This window comes from Mameliella sp. CS4 (assembly GCF_019392335.1).
Classification (GTDB): domain Bacteria; phylum Pseudomonadota; class Alphaproteobacteria; order Rhodobacterales; family Rhodobacteraceae; genus Antarctobacter.
Genome location: NZ_JAHXRQ010000009.1, coordinates 121803 through 137594, shown reverse-complemented (window position 1 = coordinate 137594; position 15792 = coordinate 121803). Strand labels below are relative to the sequence as shown.

The following is a 15792-nucleotide window of genomic DNA, read 5'->3' as shown; positions in this document are numbered from 1 at the left end:
ATAATCAGTATTATGTAAATAATTGATGCAGGGCGAAACTGCCCCGCATCCGGTTTTCCAGCTTCATTCGTCCGTGTAGCCCGCGATCTTGCGCCAATCTCCGACGATCGGCCCTTCGGTCGATGTCGGGTTCTTGGGATCGAATCCTCCGATCGCCTTCTTCGCCTCTGTCCGACGTTTCTTGACGATCCCGTCCCGCTCCGCCTTGGCCCGGGTCCAGGGATCGCCATTCTTCTTGTCCCAGTAGTCGCCGCTCTTGTAACCCGTCCAGTGATCAAAGACCTCGTACTGCGGGGTCGTGGTGCCCTTGGCCGTGTGACAACCGTTTGGCGTGCAAACGTCAGATCCCTGATTGTAGATCGTGTGATCGAGAACCTCGACCGAGTTCTCGATATCGTTCAGCATGTCGTAGTACGTCTTGGTCACATGATCCGCGAAACGCTCGGCATGGCTTTTGCGGGACATGGTGTAGCTGGACTTCAGGACGTCGCCATCCTCGCCCACGTCGACCTCGGCCTGGATCGTATCGATCAGCAAAACCGTGCTCCCGGCCAGCTGGTAGACCGGCAAACCGGCCTTGCGGAACCGCTTTTCCTCGAGCGGGCCGATGACGTCCGCGGCGAACTTTTCCTGCCAGTCATCGAGAAGTCCAAGCAGAGTGTCACGGTCGCGCCCGCTGGCGCGCATGGGAATGAATTCATCCTCCAGCCAACCCCGGAAACCGTTTACATGGCCGTTGATCTGGCTGATCACCGATCCGTCGATCTCTTGTTTGAACATCTCGTGAAGCTTCTTGTAGACCTCGCTGAAATAGGACGGCACGTCCTCGGGTCCGAAGATCGACTCGTATATCTTGTCGCCGATCTTTTCGCCAATCTTCGCCGCGATCTTGGAGGCGATTGCGCTCGCCGCTTCGAGAGCAAGGTCGTCGATACCGGCGATCATGGGGCTGACGACAGCGCCGGTGTCGGGGCTGTCTGGCTGAAAATACCGCTCATCCCGCACCAGCCTGCCGTCGATAATCCGGACTTCAGGGAACAGAATGGTCAACTCGGCCTGGTTTGTTGTCCGCACCAAAGCCCCGGTGCCGGCGGCGATGTCGCCCAATGGCGCAGTCAGGTAGGTAAACCGTTCGCTCTGGATGGTTTCTCCCGGCAGTCTCGGAATTTCCGCCGAAGCCTCGAAACGCGCGCAGCGCATCGCTGTCTCAAAATCTGCGGCCTGGTCTTCGGGTATATCCGGCAGCCCATCTTCGGGCATCAGCGCCAAGTCCGGATGATCCTGATGAACAAGCGCGGCCTGCGTACTGGGCGCAAGGATGGACTGTTCATCGGCCTCTTTGTGGATTGCCGAAAGCTTGGCCGAAACATAGGTTTCCGGATCGTCTGCAAATACTTTGGTAAACAAGAAACGCATAATAACCCCTTTCCTATAAGTTGAATTTCCAGCCTAGTCTGGTGCTTGAGAGGCTGACAAGCCTTTTCCAAACGCGCATTCGGATACACCAGACCCGAGTTCCTTTTGAAATCGGCTGCAATCAGGGATTGTTTGGCCTGAGGCGGTTTCGCAACTGCGCCCCGACTTTGGTGGGTCGATCCGGTCGGGCGACTGGACAGGTCGACCGGCATGCTTTTACCACCGGGCCAAAGCCCGGAGACCAATCAATGACCTCGATCCTTGTCCTCAACGGACCAAATCTCAACCTGCTGGGCACCCGCCAGCCAGAGATCTACGGCCACACGACGCTGGCCGATGTCGAGGCGATGAGCGTCGAACACGGCAAGGCGCGCGGGGTCGATGTGGTCTGCGCCCAGTCGAACCACGAGGGCGCGCTTGTGACCCACATCCAGGACGCGCGCGGCACCCATGCCGGTATCGTCCTGAACGCGGGTGCCTACACCCACACCTCGATTGCCATGATGGACGCCATCAAAGGGGCCGAAATGCCCACTGTCGAACTGCATCTGTCGAATGTTCACGCGCGCGAGGAATTCCGGCACAGGTCCTTTATCGCGCCTGTCGCAATCGGAGTGATAGCGGGTTTCGGCGCAAACGGGTATAAACTGGCCATAGACGCCCTGCTCGGCTACCTGGAGACCCGGTGATGACACCTGAACTGCGAGACTACCTGATCGAGGTGACAAATGCCGAAGAGGTTCAGGACCTCTGGGAAAAGCACTGCGCCAAGATGGACAGCTACGGCTTTGACAGGTTGCTTTACGGGTTCACGCGTTTTCTGACGGCGACAAGTTTCGGCGACCCGAACGATTTCATCGTGCTGACCAACCATACGCCCGCCTATCGCAAAGGGTTTGTCGAGGACGGGCTGTATCGCCACGCTCCGATGGTTCGCTGGGCGCTGGAGAACGCGGGCCACTGCAGCTGGCGCGTCATGGTCGAACAGATCAACAAGGGTACGCTTGACGACAAGGCCGCCAAGGTCGTGGCCTTCAACCTGCAGCACAAGGTGCACGCAGGCTATACGATCAGCTTCCAGTCGGTCTCGCACCGGGCCAAGGGGGCGATCTCTCTGACCACGCGGGCCGAGATGAACCAGGATGAGGCAGACGCGATCTGGGCAGAGCACGGTCAGGACATCGTCCTGTTGAACAACCTCGTGCATCTCAAGATCCTGACCCTGCCCCTGCCCCTGTCCGGTCAGAACCTGACACCGCGCCAGCGCGAGGCGCTGGAATGGGTTGGCGATGGCAAGACCATGCAGGATATCGCGCAGATCATGGGGCTGACACAGGCCACCATCGAAAAACACCTGCGCCTGGCGCGTGAGACGCTGAACGTGGAAACCACGGCCCAGGCCGTCGCCAAGGCCGCGTTTCACAACCAGATGTACATTCTCGAAGCACAATAAGCGCCAACTCCGGGAAACCACGCAGATGCAAGGCGTTAGCGCGTTGCATCTGCGTGACTCTCGCGTGAATTTTTCCCTTTTACTCTTTGGTCAGGAAATCCGTACTTCCTTAACCTCGGGTAAATTGCGAATGTTCAAGCGTTCCGTGAGTGGTGGCTTTGGCCATGGAACGAAGGGGCCGCAACCCGCGTATTACCGGGCCCTGCGGAACCTCCGGTGCAAGCCGGGCGCTGGTACGACGGGGGCAATTATCGCCTTCCGTCGGCCAGCATCCTTTCGGGGTCCCTGGATCTCATCCCCAATGTCTCAACCGGGGGCCCCGAATTCCTCTTCACATTCAACTTAAGCGTGACATACGCCGCGTACAAGCAACGTGCCCGCGGATACTCCGTACCGGCGAGGCACCGCTCATCAGCGCCGCGTTTCCTGCAACAAGGACATGAAAAAGGCGCCGAACATCTGTCCGGCGCCCCTGTCGATTCGCAAGGACAGGCACGCGCCCTGCCCTTTCTGGACTGATTCAGCCCTGAACGGCTTTCGCGACCTCGGCTGCGAAATCCTCTTCTTTCTTCTCGATGCCTTCGCCGACCTGCAGACGAACAAAGCCGACGATCTCGGCCCCGGCGTCCTTGGCGGCCTGCTCGACGGTCTTGTCGGTGTCCAAGGCAAAAGCCTGGCCCAGCAGGGTCACTTCGGCCATGAATTTCTTCATGCGGCCGATGATCATCTTCTCGATCACGGCGTCGGGCTTGCCCGATTCCTTGGCGATGTCGATCTGGACCTGCTTTTCCTTCTCGACAACAGCCGGATCCAGCGAGGCTTCGTTCAGCGCGGCGGGGTTCATGGCTGCGATGTGCATGCCAACCTGCTTGCCGAACTCTTCCGAGCCGCCTTTCATGGCGACCAGAACACCGATCTGACCCATGCCGTCAGTGGCGGCGTTGTGGACGTAGGCGGCCACAACGTCACCTTCGACAGCGGCCATGCGGCGCAGCGACATGTTCTCGCCGATCTTGGCGACGGCGTCGGTGATGCGCTCGTTCACGGGCTTGCCGCCCATGTCCGCATCTTTCAGCGCCTCGACATCCGCCACGTTCAGCGCGGTTTCGGCGATGCCGGCAACCATTTGCTGGAACTCTGCGTTCTTGGCGACGAAATCGGTTTCCGAGTTGACCTCGACGGCCACGCCCTTGCCACCGTCGACCTTGACGGCCACCAGGCCCTCTGCGGCGGTACGGCCGGATTTCTTGGCCGCCTTGGCCAGGCCCTTGGTGCGCAGCCAGTCGATGGCCGCGTCGAAATCGCCGTCGGTTTCGGTCAGCGCCTTCTTGGCGTCCATCATGCCTGCGCCGGTCATTTCGCGCAGTTCTTTCACCTGTTTTGCAGTGATCGCCATGTCTTGGCTCTCCTCATCATCTTTTTGCAGGAGGTCGGGTGGCCCCGGCCCCCAGGGAATTCCCCGGGCCTTGGCCACCCCTCATGTCACGGGCCTGTATCGTTTTTGCGACACGGGTCCGCGGGATCAGCTCTCGGCGGTCCCGGCGGTTTCGGCCAGTTCTTCGGTCGGCGCTTCCTCGAGCGCGCCCAGGTCGATGCCGGCTGCTTCCATCTGGCCGGTCATGCCGTCCAGCGCGGCGCGGCTGACGAGGTCGCAGTACAGCGCGATGGCGCGGGCCGCGTCGTCGTTGCCGGGGATGATGTAGTCGATGCCATCGGGCGAGCAGTTGGTGTCGACAATGGCCACGACCGGGATGCCCAGCTTGTTGGCTTCGGCGACGGCCAGCGCTTCTTTCTTGACGTCGATGACGAACAGCATGTCCGGAACGCCGCCCATTTCACGGATCCCGCCCAGCGACGCCTGCAGCTTGGCCTGGTCACGCTCCATGTGGAGGCGCTCTTTCTTGGTGAGGCCCTCGGCGCCACCTTCCATCTGCTCATCGATCTCGCGCAGGCGGTTGATCGACTTCGACACGGTCTGCCAGTTGGTCAGCGTGCCGCCCAGCCAGCGGTGGTTCATGTAGTATTGGGCGCATTTCTCGGCGGCTTCAGCGATCGGCTGAGCGGCCTGACGCTTGGTGCCGACGAACAGCACACGGCCGTTCTTGGCCACACATTCGCGGATGGCGTTCAGAGCAGCGTCCAGCATCGGGACGGTCTGCGTCAGGTCCATGATGTGGATGCCGTTGCGCGCACCGTAGATGAACTCGCCCATGCGGGGGTTCCAGCGCTGCGTCTGGTGGCCAAAGTGAACGCCAGCTTCCAGCAGCTGACGCATGTTGAACTCGGGAAGAGCCATGCCTTCTATCCTTTCCGGTTTAAATCCTCGGCGGGGGATCAAGGCAGATGCCTCAACCGGTGGACCTTTGGGGATGTCTGTCCAATAGGCCCGCCCCCGCCTGCGGGGTTCGTGGCGGTGCCATTACAGCGCTTTCACCACGGGCGCAAGGCACAAAGGGCCACCGGGGCTGCGGGTCAGCGAAAGATCCCGTCAAGAAAGCCCCAGCCGCTGTCGTCCTCGATGGCGATAGGGTCGGAATACCCGCCCGTCAGGTAACCGGTGAACCCGTCGTCGACGTCCATCTGACGCAGGATCAGCGTGCCATATTCAGACGGCCAGCCGACACGCAAGGCCTGCGTCCCATCGGGCAAAGCGCCGGTCAGGAACAGCCGGGATTCCCTTGGAAGCGAAATGTCGGGGATCTCGTCGACCTGAACCTCTGTCACGCGCAGCGCGACGGCGGTTCCGTCCACCTGGATCGTCACCTTGTCCAGCACGTCCCCGGTGTCCGCCTCGATGCGCTTTCGGAAGGCCTCGGCCGGCAATGCGCGCAATTGGTCGACGGCGTCCGAACGATCAGTCTCGTTGGTGTCTTCGACACCTTCAAGGTCGATCCCGGCCAGCACCGGCTCCATGCTCATACGCAGGACCAGAGATACGCGACCGTCCTCTGTCGTGAGATCGGCGATTGCCGGACGCACCTCATGGGCCTGAACCGCGCCAAGCGGCGCCATGAAGGCCAATACTGTCAGAAAGCCGCGTATCACCGGATGCATCCTCACCTGCTGCACGGCATCAAGATGACGCGTTCCTGTCTCAGATCAAGCGATCATATGCGGCGGGCGAGCCAGGTCTGCTATACCCGGTGGTGTCGCGGGCGGTGAACAAAACACCGCCCTGCCCCATCATGATCAGCCCAGAGCGTAGCCGGCACCGCGCACCGTGCGCAGCGGGTCGTTGCCGCCATGCTGGCACAGCGCCTTGCGCAGGCGCCCGATATGTACGTCCACGGTGCGGGTGTCGACATAGATGTCACGCCCCCAGACCCGGTCGAGCAACTGTTCGCGTGACCAGACCCTGCCCGGCTTTTCCATGAACGTCGTCAGCAGACGGAACTCCGTCGGCCCCAGTTTCAGCGGCTTGCTGCCGCGCGTCACGCGGTGCGTCTCGCTGTCGAGAACGATATCCTCGTATTCCAGCCGCAGACCGGCGGCGGCGGGACGTGCGCGGCGCAGCTGGGCGCGCACCCGGGCCATGAGCTCGATCACCGAGTAGGGTTTGACCACGTAGTCATCCGCCCCGGTCTCCAGCCCGCGGACCCGGTCCACCTCTTCGGACCGGGCCGAAAGCATGATGATCGGCACGCTGCGCGTCTCGGGGCGCGTCTTGATTTGGCGGCAGACCTCGATCCCCGAGACATTGGGCAGCATCCAGTCCAGGACGATGATGTCCGGGCTTTCCTCGTCGATCAGCACCAGCGCCTCTTCGCCGTTCTCGGCCCGTGTGACGCGGAACCCTTCGGCTTCGAGATTGTAGGTCAGGACCTCACGCTGTGCGGCTTCATCCTCGACCACCAGGACTGTCGGCTGATCTGCGGCCATGTGCTCAATCTCCGTCCACGTCCATATCCGGCGCCAACCCGGCATCCGAGGATGTCCGGTCAGCCTTTACCCTGGGTTCATCCGGCTTGCGGCCGGAGGTCAGGAAGACCACCTGTTCCGCGATCGAGGTCACGTGATCCCCCATGCGCTCGATGTTCTTGGCGATGAAATGCAGGTGCATGCAGGCGGTGATGTTGCGCGGATCTTCCAGCATGAAGGTCAGGAATTCGCGGAACAGCGTGTTGTACATCTGGTCCACATCCAGGTCACGCTCGATCACGTCCTCGGCCAGGGCTTCGTCCCGCTGGATATAGGCGTCCAGCGCGTCCTTGAGCATCAGTTCGACCTCGCGCGCCATGCGGCGCAGAGACGTCGCGGTGCCGCCGATGGGCTGCATCTGGACCAGCACGCCGGTCCGCTTGGCGATGTTCTTGCTGAGATCCCCCATGCGTTCCAGGTTGGCGGACATGCGCATGACCGAAAGGACCACGCGCAGGTCAGAGGCGATCGGCGCGCGCAGCGCGATCACCCGGGCCGCCTCTTCGTTCAGGCTCTCTTCCAGGGCGTCGATGGCGGCATCGTCCCGGCGCACTTTTTCGGCCAGTTCCTCGTCGCGGGTTTCCAGCGACTTGGCGGCTTGCAGAATGGCGACCTCGACAAGGCCCCCCATCTTCATGATCTGCGCCTGCACCCCTTTGAGATCGCGGTCAAAGGCGCTGGCGATATGTTGCTTGAGTTCAGACATTAGCCGATCCGTCCCGTGATGTAGCTTTCCGTCCGGCTGTCCACCGGGTTGGTGAAGATCTTGCCGGTGTCGCCGAATTCCACGAGGTTGCCCAGGTGGAAGAAGGCGGTCTTTTGGCTGACGCGCGCGGCCTGTTGCATCGAGTGGGTCACGATGACGACCGAGTAATCCTGCCGCAGTTCGTCGATCAGTTCCTCGACCTGGCTGGTGGCAATCGGATCAAGCGCCGAACAGGGTTCGTCCATCAGCAGGACCTCGGGTTCGGTGGCAACGGCGCGGGCGATGCACAGACGCTGTTGCTGGCCGCCCGACAGCCCCGTGCCCGGCGCGTCCAGCCGGTCCTTGACCTCGTCCCAGATGGCGCCACGGCGCAGGCTCTTCTCGACGATCTCGTCCAGGTCGGCCTTGTTCTTGGCAAGGCCGTGGATGCGCGGACCGTAGGCGATATTGTCGTAGATCGACTTCGGAAAGGGGTTGGGCTTTTGAAAGACCATGCCGACCTTGGCGCGCAGCTGGACCGGGTCGACCCGCTTGTCGTAGATGTCCTCGCCGTCGATCGAGATGTCGCCCTCGACGCGGCAGACGTCGATGGTGTCGTTCATCCGGTTCAGGCAGCGCAGGAAGGTCGACTTGCCGCAGCCCGACGGGCCGATGAAGGCGGTGACGGTCTTGTCTTCGATGTCACAGTCCACGTCCTTGATAGCGTGGGTGGTGCCGTAATAGACCTGCACCTTGCGGGCGCTGATCTTGATGTCCTGCTGGTCCACGTCTCTCTCCGTATGCGGTGCGTCGTACATAGTTACTCTCTCCTAGATCCGCTGCCCGAACCTTACCAGCGACGCTCGAAGCGGCGGCGCAGAATGATTGCGATGATGTTCATGGTCAGCAGGAAGATCAGCAGGATGATGATACCGCCCCAGGCCTTTTCGTAAAATGCCTGATCGGCGCGCGCGGCCCAGGTGTAGATCTGGGCGGGCATGGCCGAATTCGGGTCGGTGAACCCGCCGATGAGGCCATCGGGATAGCCACGGGCGACAAAGCCGACCATGCCGATCAACAGCAGAGGTGCGGTTTCCCCCAGGGCCTGCGCCAGGCCGATGATGGTCCCGGTCAGGATGCCGGGCATGGCCAGCGGCAGGACGTGGTGGAACACGGACTGCATCTTGGAGGCGCCAACCCCCAGTGCCGCGTCCCGGATCGAGGGCGGCACCGCCTTCAGCGAGGCGCGGGTCGAGATGATGATCGTCGGCAGGGTCATCAACGTCAGGACCAGGCCACCAACCAGCGGCGCGGATTGCGGCAGGTGCATGAACTGGATGAAGACGGCCAGGCCCAGGATGCCGAAGACGATGGAAGGCACGGCGGCAAGGTTCGAGATATTCACCTCGATTATGTCCGTCCAGCGGTTCTGCGGCGCGAATTCCTCAAGATAGATCGAGGCGGCGACACCGATGGGCAGCGACAGGAACAGCACCACCAGCATCATGAAGAACGAGCCCACGACAGAGGCCCCGATCCCGGCGCCGCCGGGGTTGTCCACGCCAGAGTCTGCCCCGGTGATGAAGCCCCAGTTAAAGGTTGTGTGAACAATGCCCGCCTCGGCAAGCGCATCGACAAGGTCCAGATCGGCCAGCGTCAGAAAGCGGCTGTCCTGCAGGGTTTCGCGCTGGACGCGGCCCTTGAAGTACCCGTCGACGCGCGAAGCGGCGTTCAGCTTGAAGGCCACTTCCTCGTCCAGCTGATCGGGGTTGGCGGTGTAGTATTCACGCAGCGTGCCGCCGATCTTGCCCATGATCCGTTCGATGGCCGCCTCGTCAAAGGCCACCTGCACGTTCTCGGCCTCCAGCTTTTGCTGCAGGGCGGTGATGAAGTAGCCCGAATAGGCCTTGGTCTTGAACAGCTGACCCTCGGCCTCGTCGAACTGTGCCTGCGTCAGGGTAAAGTTGACGTCGACCACGGTAGTGGTGAAGGCCGGCAGGCCCGACCGCACGATCGAGAAGGCCAGGACAACAAGGAAGAACAGGCCGGTGGCGATGGCGGCGATCCCGTAGGCCTGGAACCGCTTTTCCGACGCATTGCGCTTTTTGGTGCGCGCATCCTCGGTCATCAACGAAGTCTTGGCCCGGCGCGGTTGGGGCGTATCCATGCTTGCGTCGGTCATTAGTCGTACTGCTCCCGGTATTTGCGCACGATGTAGAGGGCGAAGACGTTCAGCCCCAGCGTCATGATGAAGAGGGTCATGCCCAAGGCGAAGGCCACCAGCGCCTCGGGCGAGGCAAAGTCGCTGTCGCCGGTCAGCTGGCTGACGATCTTGGCGGTCACTGTGGTCATGGCCTCGAAAGGGTTGAGGCTGAGCCGCGCGGCGGCCCCTGCCCCCAGCACCACGATCATGGTTTCTCCGATGGCCCGCGAGGTCGCCAGCAGAACGGCGCCGACGATCCCCGGCAAGGCGGCGGGCAGGATAACCTGCTTGATGGTTTCGGACTTGGTGGCGCCCAGCCCGTAGGACCCGTCACGCATCGCCTGCGGCACCGCGTTGATGATGTCATCGGACAGAGAGCTGACGAAGGGGATCAACATGATGCCCATGGCCAGGCCGGCGGTGACGACGGCGCGCTGCCCGCTCATCCAGCCAGTGCCGTCGGGGCCGAAGGCGCTCAGCAGCATCGGGCCGATGGTCAGCAGCGCGAAGAGGCCGTAGACAATAGTCGGGATACCGGCCAGCACCTCCAGCATCGGCTTGGCAAAGCTGCGCACCGGCTTGGAGGCATATTCGGACAGGTAGACGGCGGCAAACAGCCCGATCGGCACCGCCACGATCAGAGCCACCAGAGAGATGTAGAAGGTGCCCCAGAGCAGCGGCAGAACGCCCAGCTCGGACCCGCCGCCAAAGGAAGGCGACCAGGTCAGCGAGCCAAAGAACTCGGAGGCCGGGTACAGGCGGAAGAACTCGATGGTGTTGAAGATCAGTGAGAGGACGATCCCGACCGTAGTCAGCACCGCGATGGAGGCCGCGGCGATCAGCAGCGCCAACACGCTTTTCTCGACGACGTTGCGGGCGCGAAAGTCCTTGTTGGTCTCACGCAGGCCCCAGAAGATGCCCAGCAGCGCGATCAGGATCACCACACCGGACATGATCATGTTGCCGGTCGCGTTCATCACACGGTATTTCTGCGCCGCGCGCAGCACGGGCTGGGTGATCTGGGTGGTCACGATCTGGCCCGCCTCCTTGAGGCGGGTGGTCACATCGGTGAAATCTGCGCGGGCGTTGCGGGCGAACTCTTCGGAAATCGCCCCCAGGGCGACCGCATTGTCCAGGCCGTCCGCCGCGCGGCGCACTTCGGCCAGTACAAGGCCCCGGCTGGATCCGTCGGCGACCGCGCTGTCCGGGATCATGCCGGAGACGACGCTGTTGACATAGAAGGGCTGGGCCACCAGCCAGACGACCATCAGCAGAATGGCCGGAACGGCGGCCTTCAGCGCCACGTTCGAGCCATAGTAGGTCGGCAGCGAGTGCAGATGCCGACGGTCGCCTCCGGCGCTTTGCATCGCGCGGGTCCGGCCGAGGATGAACCCGGCGACCGCCAGCGCAAGCACGATCACGATGAGCCAGATAACAGGCATGTGCCCCCCGAAGTCAGGAATAGTTGAAAAGGTCCTAAAAGAATGGGGGGCGGCGGAATATGCCGCCCCCGCAGGCGTCAGGTGCAATCAACCCGGAAGGGTGGATTACATGCCTTCGCCCATCACGACTTCGTCGGCGACCATCTGCTGGGTCTTGGCCAGCTCGGGGTCGGACACCAGGCCATAGTTGGCGAGCGGGCCGGAGGGGCCGGCCAGTTCGTCGGCGATGAAGAACTGGGCGTATTCCTTCAGGCCGGGGATCACGCCGATGTGGGCTTTCTTGACGTAGAAGAACAGCGGGCGCGACACCGGGTATTCACCCGAGGCGATGCTTTCGGTCGTGGGCTCGACGCCCGACATGGTGGCGACCTTCAGCTTGTCGGTGTTGTTCTCGTAGAACGCCAGGCCGAACACGCCGATGCCGTGGGCGTTGGCGTCGATCGAGGCGAGGGTCTCGGTATAGTCGCCGTCGATGTCGACCGAACGACCGTCGGTGCGGACCATCAGGCAGGCGTCTTCGGCGTCGTCTTCGGACATGCCGGCCGCGATCATCGCGTCATAGGCGCCCGTAGCTTCACAGCCTGCCGCGATCACTTTTTCCTCGAACACTTCGCGGGTGCCGTGCTTGGTGCCCGGGATAAAGGCGAGGATCTCGGCGTCCGGCAGATCGGCGTTGAACGCGTTCCACGTGGTGTAGGGGTTGTCGACCAGCTCGCCGTCGACCACAACCTTCGGCGCCAGGGCGTTGAAGATGTCGGAGGGGGTGAAGGCGTTGAAGGCCGGGCCGTCTGCCTGCGAGGCGAAGACGATGCCGTCATAGCCGATGCGGACTTCGATGATGTCGGTCACACCGTTTTCGGCGCAGGCCTTGATCTCTTTTTCGCGGATGGCGCGCGACGCGTTGGCGACGTCGATGGTGTTTTCGCCCACGCCTTCGCAGAAGCGCTTGAGGCCAGCCGAGGAGCCGCCCGATTCAACGACCGGCGTCGGGAAGTCGGTGTTGGCACCGAAAGCTTCTGCAACGATCTATGCATAGGGCAGAACGGTCGAGGAACCGGCAACCTGGATGTTGTCACGGGCAACGGCTGCGGTGGCCGAAACGGCTGCGATCGCCAGGGTCGAGGCGGTCAGTTTAGCGAATGTCATGGATAGCTCCCTGAGCTTAGGAATCAGTCATCCCCACGATGACCTTGGTCCGGACGGCTAAAGGCCCCGCGCTATAGTTTTGTGACGCCTGGGTAACAGTTTTATGACATGCCCTGAATCGCCCGCGACATCTCGCTGGTTACGCTAGGGCAACTCGGCACTCACGGGTTTCACGCTCTATCGGCACAACCATGTGGCGTATTCCTGCCCGTGCAATTTCGAACCGCAAGGTGGAGACAAAACGGAAAATGCCGAAAATGCGCCGCTGGACCGCCAGATTTTGCCGCTATCCCGGTTCGCGCGAACAGCGGCAAGCCGAATCATCGAGGGTGAGGCCGAAGCGAGTCGCGGGCCGATGAATTTGGCAGGCACAGGAGAAAAGCCAATGAGTTCAACGATCCGCATCCACAGACTGCCCGGTCATACGATCCGGGTAGAACCGGCACCGGTGGCGCGCCGGTGGATGGACAAGACCGCGAATCGATTTGCCTATCGCTGCCTGCCGCTCAACATCGCCAATTCTCATGGCTGGCAGGTGCTCTGCCCATCGGGATTCCGGGTGCGTATGATCGGGGATGACGACAGGCCGAAACTGGAGTTCGAATACGACGAGCCGGACACTCCCCCGGCGGTTTCCCATTTCGGCCACGGCATCCTGACTTTCCACATCGGCGCGGTGTTCGAAACCGATCCGGGCCATGCGCTGTATCTGACGGGACCGGTCAACTGTCCAAAGCAGGGTATCATGCCCCTCAGCGGCATCGTCGAGACCGACTGGCTCCCCTTCACCTTCACGATGAACTGGCGCCTAATGTTCAGGCAGGCCTGGATCCGTTTCGAGAAGGACGAGCCCTTCTGCATGTTCTTCCCGGTTCGACTGGCCGAGATCGAAGAAACCCGGATCGAAATCGGCGAGTTGGCCGATACGCCCGACCTCGCCTCGCGCGTCTCATCCTTTGCCGAAAGCCGGAAAACCTTCATCGAGGAGCAGAAGACCCGCCTAGATGCTGGCAGCAATTGGCAGAAACACTATTTCCGAGGCCGCGCACCGCAGGGCGCGGCACAGACACATTACACCAGCCTCAAGCTCGCAAGCCCCGTAGAGCGCAAGAAAGCCGACTGACAGGGGCAGCCGGGCCCGTACCGGATCACCCCACGGGCAGGGTGATCGTGAACCGGGTCCCCTGCTCCTTTTCGCTGTCGATCCGCAGCCGCCCGCGGTGGCGGTTCACGATGTGCTTGACGATGGCAAGACCCAATCCCGTGCCGCCCATCTCGCGCGAGCGATGGCTGTCGACACGGTAGAACCGTTCCGTCAGGCGCGGCAGGTGGATTGGATCTATGCCTGCGCCGCTGTCCTCGACCACCAGCGTCACCCCCTGCCCCTGAAGACGCGGGATGTAATCTGGGGCGGTCAGGCGCACCGTGACCGTGCTGCCCTTGCCGCTGTACTTGATGCCGTTCTCGACCAGATTGGTCAGCACCTGCCGCAACTGGTCCTCGTCCGCGGCAACCACGACGCGTTGCCCCTCCGGCAGGTCATGGGCCAGCCTCACGTCATTATTCTCGGCCATCGGGGTCAGGCTCTGGATCGTGGACAAGACCAGCTCTGCCAGATCCAGACGCGAGGTCGGGCGCACGCGCTCTTCGGCTTCGACCCGGCTCAAGGACAGAAGATCGCCGACAAGGCGGTTCATCCTGTGGGCCTCGGCTTCCATGATGTTGAGGAACCGCTGCTGTCCGGCGGGATCGTTCCGGGCCGGGCCTTTCAGGGTTTCGATGAACCCGATCAGCGCGGTCAGCGGCGTGCGCAGTTCGTGGCTGACGTTGGCGACGAAGTCGCGCCGCATCTGCACCAACTGATGCGCGTGGGTCACGTCCTCGAAGCAGACAAGGACGCCGCCGCCAGTGGGCAGGTCCACCGGCCGGACGGAGACGCGAAAGGTGGTGTCCTGACGCCCGTCGTTGCCAAGGTAGTCGGTGGCGCGCGGCGCCCGGTCGCGCAGACAGTTCTCGATCGCGTCCAGAAGTTGCGGCTGGCGCAGGGCGGTCAGGAAATGCCGCCCCCCGATGCCCGCCCCCAGAAGGGCGCGGGCCGGTTCGTTCGCTGCCGCGATCCGTTCGTCGCTGCGGATCACCAGAGCGGGCATTGGCACCGCGTCCACGAAACCGGCGACGAAGTCGGACATCAGGCAGCGCCTCGTGCGGCGGCCAGCCCGTCGCCGAAACAGGCTATCAGCGCTTCAGGATCTTCAAGCCCCACGGAAACCCGGAAGAACCCCTCGGACACGCCCATCTTGGCGCGCGCCTCGGGCGTCAGGGCCCGGTGCGAGGACGAGGCCGGATGCGACAGCGTGGTGCCGACGTCACCCAGGGTGGGCGCAAAGGCGATACCGCTCGCGGCCTCGGCAAAGGCATTGGCCGCCGCGCGCCCGCCCTCGATCTCGAAACTGACCATGTGGCCGCCCTGCCCCTTGAGCAGCGATTGCGCGCGCGCCGCATCGGGATGATCGGGACGGGTGGGATAAAGCACACGTTTCACGCCTTCGGCGCCCGAAAGGTAATCCGCCAGCCGTTGCGACGTGTCCTGCGCCCGCGCGTAGCGCAGCGCAAAAGTGGCCAGGCCACGTTCGGCCAGCCAGCAATCAAAGGGGCTGGGCGTCATGCCCGTCGTGACGGCAAAGATGCGCATCCGCTCGGCCAGCGCCGGGTCCTTGGCGGCCACCCATCCAAGGGTGGCGTCGGAATGGCCGGCCAGCAACTTGGTCACGGAATGCAGCACGATGTCCGCCCCGTGTTCAAAGGGCCGGATGCCCAGCGGCGTGGTAAAGGTGTTGTCCACCACCAGCAGTACCCCACGCTCGGCGCAGACCTCTGCCACCGCGTCCAGGTCGGCAATGCGGATCGTCGGGTTCGAGACCACCTCGATCAGCACCAGCCGGGTTTCCGGGCGGATCGCCTCTGCAACGGCCTTGGCATCCGTGGCATCCACCAGCGAGGTCGCGATTCCCAGCCGCGGCAGATCCTCGGCCATCATGCGCAGCGACCGGCCATAGAGCTGGTCGGCGCCGATCACATGATCGCCGGTCTTGCACAGCCCCAGCAGGACCGCGCTGACCGCCGCCATGCCGGACCCGACCACCAACCCGCCGCTGGCCCCTTCCAGGGCGTCGATGCGTTGTGCCAGGACATCAGCATTGGGGTGCCCCTCACGCGCGTAGGTATAGCCGGTTTCGCGGCCTTCGTACTGCGAGTCCAACTCGTCCGGCGAAGCCGAGGCATAGACCACCGAAGGGGCAATCGGAGAAACCACCGGCGTGGAAAGCGACGCGGGCCAACCGGCTGGACGTTGCAGGGTTTTTTTCATGTCTCACGGTTCCTTCTGTCTGCGCCGGCGATGCTTAGCCCATCGTCCCGGCGCCGTCGATAGCCCCGGAAAGCCATCGCAATCCATCTTCGCAAGACACGCACACACTCCAGAATTCGTTCCCCCTATCCCAATGCAGAATTGACCGCTACGTCCAAGCCT

At 62.7% G+C, this 15792-nt stretch carries 14 protein-coding genes and 1 pseudogene; 3 read left to right on the top strand and 12 right to left on the bottom strand.

Features of this window, described 5'->3' with window-relative positions:
• Positions 1 to 63 precede the first annotated feature (63 nt).
• The gene (locus KZZ07_RS13050; RefSeq protein WP_219514674.1) at positions 64 to 1416 is read right to left on the bottom strand and encodes a hypothetical protein; all 1353 of its coding nucleotides are present in this window, start codon (positions 1414 to 1416) and stop codon (positions 64 to 66) included.
• Between the two features lie 248 nt (positions 1417 to 1664).
• On the opposite strand from KZZ07_RS13050, the gene aroQ reads away from it, so the two are divergent.
• Both aroQ and KZZ07_RS13040 read left to right on the top strand, forming a co-directional pair.
• Complete coding sequence (gene aroQ, locus KZZ07_RS13045) at positions 1665 to 2105, top strand: type II 3-dehydroquinate dehydratase (protein ID WP_219514672.1); 441 nt, start codon at positions 1665 to 1667, stop codon at positions 2103 to 2105.
• On the top strand, positions 2105 to 2869 hold the full coding sequence (locus KZZ07_RS13040; protein ID WP_219514671.1) for a helix-turn-helix transcriptional regulator: 765 nt from the start codon (positions 2105 to 2107) through the stop codon (positions 2867 to 2869). Before aroQ ends, KZZ07_RS13040 begins: the two co-directional genes overlap by 1 nt.
• A gap of 520 nt (positions 2870 to 3389) precedes the next feature.
• Here KZZ07_RS13040 and tsf read toward each other — a convergent pair.
• The 9 genes and pseudogenes from tsf to KZZ07_RS12995 form a co-directional block, all read right to left on the bottom strand.
• Positions 3390 to 4265: a translation elongation factor Ts gene (tsf, locus tag KZZ07_RS13035; RefSeq protein ID WP_219514670.1), complete on the bottom strand. Its 876-nt coding sequence runs from the start codon at positions 4263 to 4265 to the stop codon at positions 3390 to 3392.
• Positions 4266 to 4391: 126 nt separating this feature from the next.
• Positions 4392 to 5165, bottom strand: a complete 774-nt coding sequence (gene rpsB, locus KZZ07_RS13030) for a 30S ribosomal protein S2 (RefSeq protein WP_219514669.1) — start codon at positions 5163 to 5165, stop codon at positions 4392 to 4394.
• Between the two features lie 176 nt (positions 5166 to 5341).
• The gene (locus KZZ07_RS13025) at positions 5342 to 5923 is read right to left on the bottom strand and encodes a hypothetical protein (protein WP_219514668.1); all 582 of its coding nucleotides are present in this window, start codon (positions 5921 to 5923) and stop codon (positions 5342 to 5344) included.
• 135 nt (positions 5924 to 6058) lie between these two features.
• Positions 6059 to 6748 (bottom strand): phosphate regulon transcriptional regulator PhoB, encoded by a 690-nt coding sequence (gene phoB, locus KZZ07_RS13020; protein WP_219514667.1) that lies wholly within the window; start codon positions 6746 to 6748, stop codon positions 6059 to 6061.
• 4 nt (positions 6749 to 6752) lie between these two features.
• The gene (phoU, locus tag KZZ07_RS13015) at positions 6753 to 7493 is read right to left on the bottom strand and encodes a phosphate signaling complex protein PhoU (protein WP_219514665.1); all 741 of its coding nucleotides are present in this window, start codon (positions 7491 to 7493) and stop codon (positions 6753 to 6755) included.
• Entirely contained in the window at positions 7493 to 8290 is a 798-nt protein-coding gene (pstB, locus tag KZZ07_RS13010) for a phosphate ABC transporter ATP-binding protein PstB (RefSeq protein ID WP_219514663.1), read from the bottom strand. Before pstB ends, phoU begins: the two co-directional genes overlap by 1 nt.
• Before the next feature lie 32 nt (positions 8291 to 8322).
• Positions 8323 to 9654, bottom strand: coding sequence for a phosphate ABC transporter permease PstA (gene pstA / locus KZZ07_RS13005; protein WP_219514661.1), 1332 nt, complete (start codon positions 9652 to 9654; stop codon positions 8323 to 8325).
• Positions 9654 to 11117, bottom strand: coding sequence for a phosphate ABC transporter permease subunit PstC (gene pstC / locus KZZ07_RS13000; protein WP_219514659.1), 1464 nt, complete (start codon positions 11115 to 11117; stop codon positions 9654 to 9656). The genes pstA and pstC overlap by 1 nt, the downstream gene beginning before the upstream one ends.
• 105 nt (positions 11118 to 11222) lie before the next feature.
• Positions 11223 to 12263 (bottom strand): annotated as a pseudogene (locus KZZ07_RS12995) (substrate-binding domain-containing protein).
• A 193-nt stretch (positions 12264 to 12456) separates the two neighbouring features.
• On the opposite strand from KZZ07_RS12995, the gene KZZ07_RS12990 reads away from it, so the two are divergent.
• The gene (locus tag KZZ07_RS12990; protein ID WP_219514656.1) at positions 12457 to 13386 is read left to right on the top strand and encodes a DUF6065 family protein; all 930 of its coding nucleotides are present in this window, start codon (positions 12457 to 12459) and stop codon (positions 13384 to 13386) included.
• A 25-nt stretch (positions 13387 to 13411) separates the two neighbouring features.
• On the opposite strand, the gene KZZ07_RS12985 is transcribed toward KZZ07_RS12990, so the two are convergent.
• Together KZZ07_RS12985 and KZZ07_RS12980 are read right to left on the bottom strand one after the other, a co-directional pair.
• Positions 13412 to 14452 carry an ATP-binding protein gene (locus KZZ07_RS12985; protein WP_219514654.1) on the bottom strand — a complete coding sequence of 347 codons (1041 nt, stop codon included), beginning with the start codon at positions 14450 to 14452 and terminating at the stop codon, positions 13412 to 13414.
• Entirely contained in the window at positions 14452 to 15630 is a 1179-nt protein-coding gene (locus KZZ07_RS12980; protein WP_219514652.1) for a trans-sulfuration enzyme family protein, read from the bottom strand. Before KZZ07_RS12980 ends, KZZ07_RS12985 begins: the two co-directional genes overlap by 1 nt.
• Positions 15631 to 15792: the final 162 nt, after the last annotated feature.

What these genes read in the sequence shown, in the direction of transcription:
- KZZ07_RS13050 (WP_219514674.1), bottom strand. Translation starts at nt 1,416, where the DNA reads ATGCGTTTCTTGTTTACCAAAGTATTTGCAGACGATCCGGAAACCTAT.
- pstB (WP_219514663.1), bottom strand. Translation starts at nt 8,290, where the DNA reads ATGTACGACGCACCGCATACGGAGAGAGACGTGGACCAGCAGGACATC.
- pstA (WP_219514661.1), bottom strand. Translation starts at nt 9,654, where the DNA reads ATGACCGACGCAAGCATGGATACGCCCCAACCGCGCCGGGCCAAGACT.
- tsf (WP_219514670.1), bottom strand. Translation starts at nt 4,265, where the DNA reads ATGGCGATCACTGCAAAACAGGTGAAAGAACTGCGCGAAATGACCGGC.
- rpsB (WP_219514669.1), bottom strand. Translation starts at nt 5,165, where the DNA reads ATGGCTCTTCCCGAGTTCAACATGCGTCAGCTGCTGGAAGCTGGCGTT.
- KZZ07_RS12985 (WP_219514654.1), bottom strand. Translation starts at nt 14,452, where the DNA reads ATGTCCGACTTCGTCGCCGGTTTCGTGGACGCGGTGCCAATGCCCGCT.
- KZZ07_RS13040 (WP_219514671.1), top strand. Translation starts at nt 2,105, where the DNA reads ATGACACCTGAACTGCGAGACTACCTGATCGAGGTGACAAATGCCGAA.
- aroQ (WP_219514672.1), top strand. Translation starts at nt 1,665, where the DNA reads ATGACCTCGATCCTTGTCCTCAACGGACCAAATCTCAACCTGCTGGGC.
- KZZ07_RS13025 (WP_219514668.1), bottom strand. Translation starts at nt 5,923, where the DNA reads ATGCATCCGGTGATACGCGGCTTTCTGACAGTATTGGCCTTCATGGCG.
- pstC (WP_219514659.1), bottom strand. Translation starts at nt 11,117, where the DNA reads ATGCCTGTTATCTGGCTCATCGTGATCGTGCTTGCGCTGGCGGTCGCC.
- phoU (WP_219514665.1), bottom strand. Translation starts at nt 7,493, where the DNA reads ATGTCTGAACTCAAGCAACATATCGCCAGCGCCTTTGACCGCGATCTC.
- phoB (WP_219514667.1), bottom strand. Translation starts at nt 6,748, where the DNA reads ATGGCCGCAGATCAGCCGACAGTCCTGGTGGTCGAGGATGAAGCCGCA.
- KZZ07_RS12980 (WP_219514652.1), bottom strand. Translation starts at nt 15,630, where the DNA reads ATGAAAAAAACCCTGCAACGTCCAGCCGGTTGGCCCGCGTCGCTTTCC.